Origin of the sequence: Escherichia sp. E2661, assembly GCF_004745185.1 — a bacterium.
In the GTDB taxonomy this organism is placed as follows: Bacteria; Pseudomonadota; Gammaproteobacteria; order Enterobacterales; family Enterobacteriaceae; genus Escherichia.
On the sequence record NZ_PDIG01000033.1, the window covers coordinates 24,468 to 37,637 of the forward strand.

At 48.8% G+C, this 13,170-nt stretch carries 6 protein-coding genes, 1 tRNA gene and 3 pseudogenes; 7 read left to right on the top strand and 3 right to left on the bottom strand.

The annotated features are described in order from the left end of the window. Positions 1-680: 680 nt before the first annotated feature. Positions 681-755 (bottom strand) — tRNA-Arg (locus CRI63_RS15945). Between the two features lie 75 nt (positions 756-830). After that, a complete protein-coding gene (locus tag CRI63_RS15950; RefSeq protein WP_130207308.1) occupies positions 831-1,763 on the bottom strand; it encodes a formate/nitrite transporter family protein in 933 nt (310 codons plus the stop codon). A 293-nt stretch (positions 1,764-2,056) separates the two neighbouring features. Here CRI63_RS15950 and mlaA point away from each other — a divergent pair, with 293 nt between their 5' ends. Next, positions 2,057-2,812: a phospholipid-binding lipoprotein MlaA gene (mlaA, locus tag CRI63_RS15955; RefSeq protein ID WP_135404678.1), complete on the top strand. Its 756-nt coding sequence runs from the start codon at positions 2,057-2,059 to the stop codon at positions 2,810-2,812. Positions 2,813-2,874: 62 nt separating this feature from the next. Here mlaA and fadL read toward each other — a convergent pair whose 3' ends face one another. Further along, positions 2,875-4,215: a long-chain fatty acid transporter FadL gene (gene fadL / locus CRI63_RS15960; protein WP_024212665.1), complete on the bottom strand. Its 1,341-nt coding sequence runs from the start codon at positions 4,213-4,215 to the stop codon at positions 2,875-2,877. A 371-nt stretch (positions 4,216-4,586) separates the two neighbouring features. Between fadL and CRI63_RS15965 the strand changes: the two genes are divergently transcribed. From CRI63_RS15965 to CRI63_RS15995, 6 genes and pseudogenes are all read left to right on the top strand, one after another. Next, complete coding sequence (locus tag CRI63_RS15965) at positions 4,587-4,871, top strand: YfcZ/YiiS family protein (protein WP_135520076.1); 285 nt, start codon at positions 4,587-4,589, stop codon at positions 4,869-4,871. Between the two features lie 182 nt (positions 4,872-5,053). Further along, a pseudogene (gene fadI / locus CRI63_RS15970) lies at positions 5,054-6,363 on the top strand (acetyl-CoA C-acyltransferase FadI). Next, positions 6,363-8,508: pseudogene (fadJ, locus tag CRI63_RS24435) on the top strand (fatty acid oxidation complex subunit alpha FadJ). Before fadI ends, fadJ begins: the two co-directional pseudogenes overlap by 1 nt. Before the next feature lie 201 nt (positions 8,509-8,709). Continuing rightward, positions 8,710-9,195, top strand: a complete 486-nt coding sequence (sixA, locus tag CRI63_RS15985; protein WP_130216911.1) for a phosphohistidine phosphatase SixA — start codon at positions 8,710-8,712, stop codon at positions 9,193-9,195. A 633-nt stretch (positions 9,196-9,828) separates the two neighbouring features. Further along, complete coding sequence (locus CRI63_RS15990; RefSeq protein ID WP_130207292.1) at positions 9,829-10,395, top strand: fimbrial protein; 567 nt, start codon at positions 9,829-9,831, stop codon at positions 10,393-10,395. Between the two features lie 82 nt (positions 10,396-10,477). Beyond that, a pseudogene (locus CRI63_RS15995) lies at positions 10,478-13,112 on the top strand (fimbrial biogenesis outer membrane usher protein). The last annotated feature ends 58 nt before the right edge of the window (positions 13,113-13,170 follow it).

Genomic DNA, 13,170 nt, shown 5'->3' on the forward strand with positions numbered 1-13,170 from the left:
GTGATGTGGCGACGTGACGTATAGTGTGCCCGGAGTTCAGGGCGAGCATGGAGGCTCAAATAAACCATGAGTCTGTCTGGAATATTGAACCGGTAACTCATGATGAGAAACCCAACAATTCCACCGGGTGTGACGGTGGAGAACCTGAGCGGCAGTGACCTGCGGCATGCCCGCAGGGTGATGTAACCCGCTGACAACGGGGATTGAGGCGAGATCACTAAGCCAGGATGATCCTCAAGGTTGAGTGCTGAAAGGCTGAAGAACAAATCCGCCTCTGTGGGTTGAAAAAGTCACCACGGCCTACGTGATCTGACAGGCCGTGCAGAAGTAACGGGCAGTGATATGTAAGCACTGCCCGTCGAAGGTGTTTTGACATGTATGCGAAACACCTGGACAGCAGCGTCCATCACGCTCGCGTTGCTGACTTCTGCCAACTTGCGGCAAGCAGGATAAAGAGTGCGATGGGGCAGCCACCTCAGTTTTTCTTTCGGCTTTGCTGCTTCAATCTGTTTAACGGTATGCATGGGTAAAAATCCGGTGGGTAAAATAACTTTATCCACTTTTTACCCGTCATGGAGTGCGGCTGTTACGATCTGACTCGGACCATGACGAACGGTGGATTCGGAAGGCTTGATATTCAGGGGATTTTGCGGACTGGTACGGATGGGGCGAACTGATACTGGTGTCCCCTGCAGGAATCGAACCTGCAATTAGCCCTTAGGAGGGGCTCGTTATATCCATTTAACTAAGAGGACAGCGCGGCATGAGTATACCCGCTAATGGACTGCGGGGTAAGTACACTGCCGCTCGATTGCTTAAACGCTCGCCACTCATGCCGGATTTTTATCATTTTTCTTAATGTTTTCCGCACGTTCTGCTTTCTGACGCGCTTCTTCTTTTCGCTTATTGCTCATGTCGTTGCGAATTTGCGCATGACTCATCAACGCGAAGATAAAGGTGCCGCCACAGATGTTTCCCGCCAGAGTGGGAAGCGCAAATGGCCAGACAAAATCGCTCCAGTGTAGTGTGCCGTTAAATACCAGATAGAGGATCTCTACGGAACCGACAACGATATGAGTGGTGTCTCCCAGGGCGATAAGCCAGGTCATCAAAATAATCACTACTATTTTTGCCGCACCCGCCGCCGGAAACATCCATACCATAGTAGCTATTAGCCAGCCGGAAATGATCGCATTGGCAAACATCTCGCTGGGCGAGTTCTTCATCACATCCATGCCGATTTTGACAAACGCATCGCGGGTTTCTTCATCAAAAATAGGCATATACTCAAAAGCCCACGCCGCAATACCCGTTCCCAGAATATTACCTAACAGAACAACGCCCCAAAGTCGCAGCAATAAACCAACATTGCCCATTGTCGGTTTTTGCATTACGGGCAGTACCGCAGTAACTGTATTCTCGGTGAATAATTGCTGGCGCGCCATAATAACGATAATAAAACCAAAGGTATAACCGAGATTCTCCAGCAAGAAACTCCCTGGCACACCTTCCAGTTCGACATGAAATATCCCTTTTGCCAGTAGCGATGCACCCATCGACAGACCTGCTGCAATAGCTGACCACAGTAGCGCCATTGCGTCGCGTTCCAGCTCTTTTTCACCGTCCTGACGAATATGTTCGTGGATAGCCATTGCCCGGGAAGGGAGCCGATCTTCATCTATTTCAATTTTTTTTCCGCGCTCTTTTTCTTCACTCTCGACTTCAATTTCGTCGCTGTGTTTATCAATTTTATCGTTATCCATGGTGAGTTCTCTTGATTAGCACGTATAGCTAAAGCGTAGCGGCTTTTTTGCTCGCAACTGGCGGGAGTTACTCTGAAAATGAATAAAAGGCAACGTTTGCCTTTTTCTGTTTCTATAGAATCAAGTAGCCTACAGGGCGGTGATTACCAGGCTATGATCAAATCAGCAAAACAGGGCGTATGGACATCATTTGACGTGCTGTTACAATCGCCCACACCTAAACAGGCGGATACGGTATCGTTCCGTCATGGATGGCAAACTGCATAAGCCATAAAAAAAACAGGGAGACATTTATGAAGCTTCGCCTGTCGGCGCTTGCTCTGGGAACTACGCTTCTGGTGGGGTGTGCGAGTTCCGGAACAGATCAGCAAGGGCGTTCTGACCCGTTAGAAGGGTTCAACCGCACCATGTACAATTTTAACTTCAATGTGTTAGACCCGTATGTGGTTCGACCGGTGGCTGTCGTGTGGCGTGATTATGTTCCGCAACCGGCACGTAATGGGTTAAGCAACTTTACTGGCAACCTTGAAGAACCTGCAGTGATGGTTAACTACTTCCTGCAGGGCGACCCTTATCAGGGGATGGTCCACTTTACCCGCTTTTTCCTGAACACTATTTTGGGGATGGGCGGTTTTATTGATGTTGCAGGGATGGCGAATCCGAAACTGCAACGAACGGAACCTCACCGTTTTGGTAGCACGCTCGGTCACTATGGCGTGGGGTATGGGCCTTATGTTCAGTTACCGTTCTACGGTAGCTTCACGCTGCGTGATGACGGCGGTGATATGGCTGATGGCCTCTATCCAGTGCTTTCGTGGTTGACCTGGCCGATGTCGGTAGGTAAATGGACGCTTGAAGGTATCGAAACGCGTGCGCAACTGCTGGATTCTGATGGCCTGCTTCGTCAGTCGTCCGATCCTTACGTCATGGTGCGCGAGGCGTACTTCCAGCGTCATGATTTCATCGCCAATGGCGGAGAACTCAAACTGCAGGAAAACCCGAATGCGCAAGCGATTCAGGATGATTTAAAAGATATCGATTCTGAATAAGAAGCCAATAAAAAAGGTGAGTTGAAAAACTCACCTTTTTTGTTATTAAACTAAACGTGTTATTAGAACGCGTAGTTAAAGTTAGTACCGAACAGCCAGGCTTTACCTTCAGATTCGAAGGAATAAGCTGCCGCTCCTTCACCTTCGGTGAATTTCACTTTCTGACCATGCATATAAGATGCGCCAACGTCAATGGATGCATCTTCATTAAATGCGTAGGTTAACCCAGCACTTAACCACAAACGATCCTGGTCAGGAATGGAAATAGAACGTTTATCTGCCGGAACCGGGCTGTCGTCATAAGCGATACCGGTACGGAAGGTCCAGTTTTTATCGTAATAGTAGGTTGTACCCAACGCGATACGATATGCGTCCCGGAATCCTTCATCTTTATAGAACAGAGTCTGACCACTATCGCCTTTCGCTTTCAGTTCCTGGAACTGGCTCCAACTGGTATAGGCCATGCTGTAGTGAATTGCCCACTGCGGCGCAACACGGTTATAACCAGAAATCTCCCACATCTCAGGTAAATTCAGCGTCAGGGACCCATTTTGGGTTGCACCCATCGTGCCATATGGTAAGCCCATGTTACCCAAAATATTGTTCAGATTTGGGTTAATGGAGCTTTTGTAATCCCCTTCGAAGTCGATTTTAACTTCTGAACGATATGTCAGGCCCCAACGGTTATCTTTATCCAGTTCATAAAGAATACCCGCGTTCCAGCCAAAGCCCCATTCGTCACCTTTCAGATGAGCAATTTGAGAGTCCGGAGTATTAATACCATTGGTTAATGAAGCGGGTACACCCTGGGCAATCAACTGTTGAGACAACAAAGGCCCCAGCGAACCTGCGTAACGCTCAATTTTTGCCTTGGCGTAAACAGCATCAAAACCAAGACCAAAACTCCAGCTATTGTTAAGGCGATAAGCCCCGCTAAGGTTAAGGTTGATTGTCTGCAGATCGGTTTTACCGCCATAGATACCAGCCGCGTAGTTATCGGTAAATTCCGTAGCCAGGCCGTAGTTGGAAGTTATTGACGCTCCCCAACCAAACTGATCGTTAATAGGCGCGACAAAGTGCAGGTTAGGTACCCACGCTGTCGGCGCGATATTTTTAGCATTTGCACTCTGACCGGTTAAATTAGAATGTCCGGTAATATCTACATCCGGGTCAATATAAACCGCGCCCGCTGAAAAAGTTGGGCGGTCAAACATGGTAATCAACGCGGGGTTACGGCTGACGTTACCGGCATCATCGGCAATTGCGCCTTCCCCTGAATAAGCCCGGCCCAGGCCTGAGGAAGAAAATTCGTTTAGCTGAAAGCCTGCCGACCAGGCCTGGGTGGAGATAAGTGCCACTGCGACTGCGAGAGCAGACTTTGTAAACAGGGTTTTCTGGCTCATGACCATAACCTCAATAATTTATTTTTATACAAACTATGTTACGTGCTGTAACAGGAGCGCGAAGTGTAGGGTCTGATGTACATCTTAGAAATCAGACCAGTGGCGAGAGTATAGGTCGGACCAGATGGAATGTTGCAAGTATGTTTCTATGTTTTTTCAAATATGATCTAAGAAACGCGATCCAGCTGGCAAAATTTGGAGGTGGCGCACTCATAGATTTGGGTGAATTTTGTTTTAGATCATTTTTAAGTGTGATTTCGGTCACTTATCCGATTTTGCAGAATTAACAACTGGAGTGGCACTTTTCAGAAGCGTAAAATATCCGCAACGTTTATCTGGCACCTTAGGTGCACATACAGAGGAAATCAACGATGAGTAAATGTAGTGCTGATGAAACCCCGGTTTGCTGCTGTATGGATGTTGGCACCATTATGGACAACTCCGACTGCACCGCGTCTTACAGCCGCGTGTTTGCACACCGCGCAGAAGCAGAACAAACGCTGGCGGCGCTGACTGAAAAAGCCCGTAGCGTGGAATCCGAACCGTGCAAAATCACCCCGACTTTCACTGAAGAGTCTGACGGTGTGCGCCTGGATATCGATTTCACTTTTGCCTGCGAAGCTGAAATGCTGATCTTCCAGCTGGGTCTGCGTTAATTCCTCTCGGGTACGTACGCCCCTGCCAGCAACAGGCAGAGGCGTTTTCTTTTCTTTCTCCTGTCTTCACTGTGTCATAGCTCCCACTTTCCCTTTTCTCCGCTTGGCTAAATGTAAAAAAATGGTTAAGACTATGATCAGGTCAGACCACTTTATGTCTTTTTTTTTTACAGGGGAGTGTTATGGGTCAGGTTTTACCGCTGATTACCCGTCAGGGCGATCGTATCGCCATCGTTAGCGGGTTACGTACGCCTTTTGCCCGCCAGGCGACGGCTTTTCATGGCATTCCTGCTGTTGATTTGGGGAAGATGGTCGTAGGCGAATTGCTGGCACGCAGCGAAATTCCCGCAGAAGTGATTGAGCAACTGGTCTTCGGTCAGGTTGTGCAAATGCCGGAAGCGCCCAACATTGCGCGTGAAATTGTTCTCGGTACTGGAATGAATGTGCATACCGATGCTTACAGCGTCAGCCGCGCTTGCGCTACCAGTTTCCAGGCGGTTGCAAACGTTGCAGAAAGCCTGATGGCGGGAACTATTCGAGCGGGGATTGCCGGCGGGGCAGATTCCTCTTCCGTATTGCCAATTGGCGTTAGTAAAAAACTGGCGCGCGTGCTGGTTGATGCCAACAAAGCTCGAACCATGAGTCAGCGCCTGAAACTTTTTTCTCGCTTACGTTTGCGTGACTTAATGCCGGTGCCTCCGGCAGTGGCGGAATACTCCACTGGATTACGGATGGGCGACACCGCCGAACAAATGGCGAAAACGTACGGCATCACCCGTGAACAGCAAGATGCGTTGGCCCACCGTTCGCATCAACGTGCCGCCCAGGCGTGGTCAGAAGGTAAATTAAAAGAAGAAGTCATGACCGCTTATATCCCGCCTTATAAACAGCCTCTTGCGGAAGATAATAATATTCGCGGCAATTCCACGCTTGCCGATTACGCAAAGCTGCGCCCGGCGTTTGATCGCAAACACGGAACGGTAACGGCGGCAAACAGTACGCCGCTGACCGATGGCGCGGCAGCGGTGATCCTGATGACTGAATCCCGGGCGAAAGAATTAGGCTGGTGCCGCTGGGATATCTGCGCAGCTACGCATTTACCGCTATTGATGTCTGGCAAGACATGCTGCTCGGTCCGGCCTGGTCAACACCGCTGGCGCTGGAACGTGCTGGTTTGACAATGGCCGATCTGACGTTGATTGATATGCACGAAGCGTTTGCCGCCCAGACGTTGGCCAATATTCAGTTGCTTGGCAGCGAACGTTTTGCTCGCGACGTACTGGGGCGTGCACATGCCACTGGCGAAGTTGACGATAGCAAATTTAACGTGCTTGGCGGCTCGATTGCTTATGGTCATCCCTTTGCGGCTACCGGCGCACGGATGATTACCCAGACCTTACATGAACTGCGGCGTCGCGGCGGTGGGTTTGGTTTGGTGACTGCCTGTGCCGCAGGCGGGCTTGGCGCGGCAATGGTTGTGGAGGCGGAATAATGGAAATGGCATCAGCGTTTACCCTCAGCGTCCGTCTGGACAACATTGCCATTATCACCATTGATGTTCCCGGCGAGAAAATGAATACCCTGAAGGCGGAATTTGCCTCGCAGGTGCGCGCCATTATTAAGCAACTTCGCGAAAACAAAGAGTTGCGCGGCGTGGTGTTTGTCTCCGCTAAACCAGATAACTTCATTGCTGGCGCAGACATCAACATGATCGGTAACTGCAAAACGGACGCAAGAAGCGGAAGCACTGGCGCGGCAGGGCCAACAGTTGATGGCGGAGATTCATGCTCTGCCTGTTCCGGTTATTGCCGCTATTCACGGCGCTTGCCTGGGTGGCGGGCTGGAGCTGGCGCTGGCATGTCATGGCCGCGTGTGTACTGACGATCCTAAAACTGTGCTCGGCTTGCCGGAAGTTCAGCTTGGATTATTGCCCGGTTCAGGCGGAACTCAGCGTTTGCCACGCCTGACAGGTGTCAGCACAGCATTAGAGATGATCCTCACCGGAAAACAACTTCGGGCGAAACAGGCATTAAAGTTGGGGCTGGTGGATGACGTCGTTCCGCACTCCATTTTGCTGGAAGCCGCTGTTGAGCTGGCAAAGCAGGATCGTCCATCTTCCCGCCCTCTACCTATACGCGAGCGTATTCTGGCGGGGCCGTTAGGTCGTGCATTGTTGTTCAAAATGGTAGGCAAGAAAACAGAGCAAAAAACTCAGGGTAACTATCCAGCGACAAAACGCATTCTTGACGTTATTGAAACCGGTTTAGCGCAGGGGACCAGCAGTGGCTATGACGCCGAAGCTCGGGCGTTGGTGAACTGGCGATGACGCCGCAATCGCAGGCGCTGCGCAATATCTTTTTTGCCAGTACTGAAGTGAAGAAAGATCCCGGCAGTGATGCTCCTCTTGCGCCATTAAACAGCGTGGGGATTTTAGGCGGCGGGTTGATGGGCGGTGGAATTGCCTACGTTACTGCCTGTAAAGCGGGTCTGCCGGTAAGAATTAAAGATATCAATGCCCAGGGCATAAATCATGCGCTGAAATACAGTTGGGAGCAGCTGGAGGGTAAAGTGCGCCGTCGTCATCTCAAAGCCAGCGAACGCGACAAGCAACTGGCTTTAATTTCGGGGACGACGGATTACCGTGGCTTTGCCCATCGAGATCTGATTATTGAAGCGGTGTTTGAAAATCTCGAATTAAAACAGCAGATGGTGGCGGAAGTGGAGCAAAACTGCGCTTCTCATACCATTTTTGCCTCGAACACGTCCTCTTTACCGATTAGCGATATCGCCGCTCACGCCACGCGACCAGAGCAAGTTATCGGCCTGCATTTCTTCAGTCCGGTGGAAAAAATGCCGCTGGTTGAAATCATTCCTCATGCGGGTACATCGGCGAAAACCATCGCCACTACGGTAAAACTGGCGAAAAAACAGGGCAAAACGCCAATTGTCGTGCGTGACAAAGCCGGGTTTTACGTCAATCGCATTTTAGCGCCTTACATTAATGAAGCTATCCGCATGCTGACCGAAGGTGAACGGGTAGAGCACATTGATGCCGCGCTGGTGAAATTTGGTTTTCCGGTGGGGCCAATCCAACTTTTGGATGAGGTAGGAATTGATACCGGGACTAAAATTATTCCTGTACTGGAAGCAACTTATGGAGAACGTTTTTAGCGCGCCTGCAAATGTTGTTTCTTCAATTTTGAATGATGATCGCAAAGGTAGAAAAAATGGCCGAGGTTTCTATCTTTATGGCCAAAAAGGGCGTAAAAGCAAAAAACAGGTCGATCCCGCCATTTACCCGCTAATTGGTGTACAAGGGCAGGGGCGACTCTCCGCACCGCAGGTTGCTGAACGGTGTGTGATGTTGATGCTGAATGAAGCAGTACGTTGTCTGGACGAGCAGGTTATCCGAAGTGTGCGTGACGGGGATATTGGCGCGGTATTTGGAATAGGCTTCCCACCGTTTCTTGGTGGCCCGTTCCGATATATTGATGCTCTCGGCGCGGGGGAAGTCGTTGCAACAATGCAACGACTGGCCACGCAGTATGGTTCTCGTTTTACCCCTTGCAAGCGTTTATTAGAGATGAGCGAGCGCGGGGAAAGTTTTTGGAAAACAAGTGCAACTGACCCTCAATAAAAGGGTCAAAGCTATATGAATCCGCGCTGAATGGCGGAGGGTTGGTCAAAATGTAAACGCATGTTGACTATACTTGCGCCATTGAGGTAAAAAACAGCGTTTCATTCGGTGAATGGATAAGGCACAATGCCGGCCACCGCCTTGTTTCTCTGGTTTCAGATGAACGGGGCGGGTGAATCTGGTTAACAAAAGCGGTGCAATATGCAAGTTTTTATCATGCGTCACGGCGACGCAGCCCTCGATGCCGCCAGTGATTCGGTTCGTCCTCTGACCACTAACGGTTGTGACGAATCTCGCCTGATGGCGAACTGGTTGAAAGGTCAAAAAGTGGAAGTCGAACGTGTTCTGGTGAGCCCGTTCCTGCGAGCCGAGCAAACACTGGAGGAAGTAGGTGATTGTATGAACCTGCCTTCCAACGTGGAAGTTCTGCCGGAGTTGACGCCCTGCGGCGATGTAGGGCTGGTCAGTGCATATTTACAGGCGCTGACCAACGAAGGTGTTGCTTCGGTACTGGTTATCTCCCACTTACCGTTAGTCGGGTATCTGGTTGCCGAGTTATGTCCGGGCGAAACGCCGCCTATGTTTACCACTTCGGCTATTGCCAGCGTAACGCTTGATGAAAGCGGAAAAGGCGAGTTCAACTGGCAGATGAGCCCGTGTAATTTGAAAATGGCAAAAGCAATCTGATGTGATCGTAAAGTGCCCGATGGCGCAAGCTATCGGGCCTGAATTGTTCATACCTTATTGAAATTCTCCCAATAACGATGCAAATGGCATCTTTTTAGCGTTTAATCGCCGATTTGCATAAAGTTACATCTAGAAATATTCATTACCTTTTCTTGTATTTTATTTCCATAGTTAACCACTGTGAACGCAGAATAAGAGAGTAGAAAAGAGATATTTTTTGGTCTTGATTTTATATTAATTATAGTGTTTTAATATTGTATCGGCAAAAAATAAAAATACAATCGTGTTATTTGTTGTTGGTTGTTTTTTGCTTCTTTAATCATTCACTCCATGATGTGTTTATACCATATTTTAGTCATTTATCACGTAATTCCAGGGAAATTCTCAAAATGTTATTTATTTTGTTAATCATTTAAATATTTCTAAATATTGTTGTTAGTAAATTTAAATTGTGTCACGCGCTCTATAATATCAACATGCTCGCCACGCCAAAGAATATCATCTCACGTGACCTCAGAAATCCTATTCAATGGTGGGTTATAAGCCACTGCAAATTACACTGAAAGTTATTATATTCAGTATTAATATGTCAGTTGGCTGACATTTTAATTATTTATGATTTAAGGACAAATAATGAGTAAGTTTGTAAAAGCAGCCGTCGCCACAGCAATGCTTATGGGGGCGCTGACTTCAGCATCGGTCGTAGCCGCAGGGAACAACGGTACAGTGAGATTTTTCGGTATAATTGAAGACTCTCCGTGCTCAATTGTTCCTGATGACCATAAGCTGGAAGTGGATATGGGGAGCATCGGTACCGGTTCTTTAACGGGTGGCAAAACTACCACACCAAAGGATTTCCAGATTCGTTTACAGGATTGCAATTTCAATACTGAAACAACGATGACCACGACATTTACCGGTAATCCATATTCCGGTAATCCAAATAATTACTCCCTGTCTAACCTGGATAATGGCACCGAAGTTCCAAACGTAAGTCTGGTGATTGGCGACCAGCGTGGTAAAGGCTATGACCTGGGCAAAGGTATCGATCAGGCCATCGCAATGGACAGTTCAACGGGTAAAGGCAAACAGAAACAAACGCTGAAATTTAAAGCCTGGTTAGTAGGTGAAACTGCTGCGGTAACACCAACTCCGGCTCCGTTTGAAACGCTAACAACGTTCCAGATCACGTATCTCTAATGTGATTCCCCCATAACTGTAAAGTTATGGGGTTTTTAAATAAAAGATAATTAAAATATAATAATTACGGATGGATACGTAAATGCCCGAACATTCTTTTCTCCGTTTACGGGGGCTTTCGTGGTGGATTGCTCTGGCAATTTCCGGAAGTCCATTTTATGCCCTGGCAGATGATACCATTCAGTTTGATGCCCGATTTCTGGAGTTAAAAGGGAATACCAAAATTGATTTGGGGCGTTTTTCCCAAAAAGGTTATGTTGAGCCGGGTAAATATAATTTACAGGTTCATGTAAATAACCAATCCTTACCTGATGAATACGATATCTACTGGTACGCAGTCGAAAACAATCCTGATAAATCGTATGCCTGCTTACCGCCTGAACTGGTTGCTCAGTTAGGCTTTAAAGAAGATATCACGAAGAATTTGCAATGGATTCGTGATGGTCAGTGTCTGAATACTGAACCGCTAAATGGCATGGAAATTACTGGTGATTTAAGCCAGTCAGTTCTCGTGATTTCTTTGCCGCAGGCTTATCTTGAATATACCGATAGTGAATGGGATCCGCCTTCACGCTGGGATGAAGGTATTCCCGGTCTTATTGCCGATTACAGTATCAACGCCCAGACCCGGCATGAAGAGGGTGGGGATGATACTAACGATATCAGCGGTAATGGTACGGTTGGCGTTAACCTTGGCCCGTGGCGTCTGCGTGCCGACTGGCAGAGCGACTATCAGCATACCCGCAGTAACGATGATGGTGATGCTAACGATAGCGGCACGCAAAAAACTGGGAGTGGAGCCGTTATTACGCCTGGCGCGCCTTGCCGTCATTAAAAGCCAAACTTTCGCTGGGTGAAGATTACCTCAACTCCGATATTTTTGATGGCTTTAGCTACATTGGCGGTAGCATCAGCACCGACGATCAAATGTTGCCGCCAAACCTTCGCGGCTACGCTCCGGATATTTCCGGCGTCGCACATACCTCTGCGAAAGTGACCGTAACGCAAATGGGACGCGTCCTTTATGAAACCCAGGTCCCCGCAGGCCCGTTCCGTATTCAGGATATTGGTGATTCGGTATCTGGTACGCTGCATGTCCGCATCGAAGAACAAAACGGTCAGGTGCAGGAATATGACGTCAGCACGGCTTCCATGCCGTTTCTGACCCGACCGGGTCAGGTGCGATATAAAGTGTCGATGGGGCGCCCGCAAAACTGGGATCATCACGTCGAAGGGAGTTTCTTCTCAGGAGGCGAAGCGTCATGGGGGATCGCCAATGGCTGGTCACTTTACGGCGGCGCGTTAGCGGATGAAAACTATCAATCAGCAGCAATTGGACTTGGGCGCGATTTGGCACTGTTCGGCGCGTTAGCGTTTGACGTTACCCACTCCCGTACTCGTTTTGACGACAACAGCGTATACGGCAACAAAACGCTGGATGGTAACTCTTATCGTGTCAGTTATGCCAAAGATTTTGATGAACTCAACAGCCGTGTGACCTTTGCCGGATATCGCTTCTCTGAAAAAAACTACATGACCATGAGCGAATACCTGGATGCCAACAACGCCGATCGGGCGCGCACAGGTAACGACAAAGAGATGTATACGGTCACTTACAACCAGAACTTCAGGGATGCGCGTGTTTCGGTCTATCTCAACTATTCCCACCACACCTACTGGGACCGCGAGGATCAAACCAACTACAACATGATGCTTTCTCATTATTTCAATATGGGAAGTATCAGAAACATGAGCGTTTCTCTGACCGGTTATCGCTATGAATACGATAACAACGCCGATAAAGGTATTTATCTTTCCTTAAGCCTGCCGTGGGGCGACAGCAGCACCATCAGTTACAACGGCAACTATGGCAGCGGTGCCGACAGCAGTCAGGCGAGTTTGTACCATCGAATTGATGATGCCAGCCACTATACGCTGAGTGCAGGCACCAGTGAAAACCACGCCAGTGTGGATGGCTATTACAGCCATGATGGCACGATGGCAAAAGTTGACCTGAGTGCCAACTATCATGAAGGGCAATACACTTCCGCGGGTATTTCTTTACAGGGCGGGGCAACGCTGACTGCCCACGGCGGCGCGCTGCATCGCACGCAAAACATGGGCGGCACACGTTTGCTGATTGATGCCGATGGCGTTGCCAATGTGCCAGTAGAAGGCAACGGTGCCGCTGTTTATACCAACATGTTTGGTAAAGCCGTAGTGGCCGATGTTAACGATTATTACCGTAATCAGGCTTATATCGATTTGAATAACCTACCAGAAAATGCTGAGGCCACCCAGTCGGTGGTACAGGCAACGCTAACGGAAGGTGCCATTGGTTATCGTAAATTTGCTGTGATCAGTGGGCAGAAAGCAATGGCGGTATTGCGATTGCAGGATGGTAGTCATCCGCCATTTGGTGCGGAAGTGAAAAATGTTAATAAACAGCAAGTTGGTCTGGTTGATGATGAAGGTAATGTCTATCTGGCGGGCGTAAACCAGGTGAACGCATGACGGTATCCTGGGAGGGAGAATCCCACTGCGATATCAGTCTGCCGGACCCGCTACCGGATGATCTCTTCAATGGCTTGCTGTTGCCATGCCAGCAAATTGGGGGAAGTGCTCCCGCAATATCACATGATATTCAGCCCGTCATTCAGGAGCAGACACAACAGGTGACACCAATGGAACCACCAATGTCTGTTTCATCGAATTAATAACGTGATTAAGGAATGATCCATGTCTAAACATATCTCTTCAAAAAAGATCGTCACT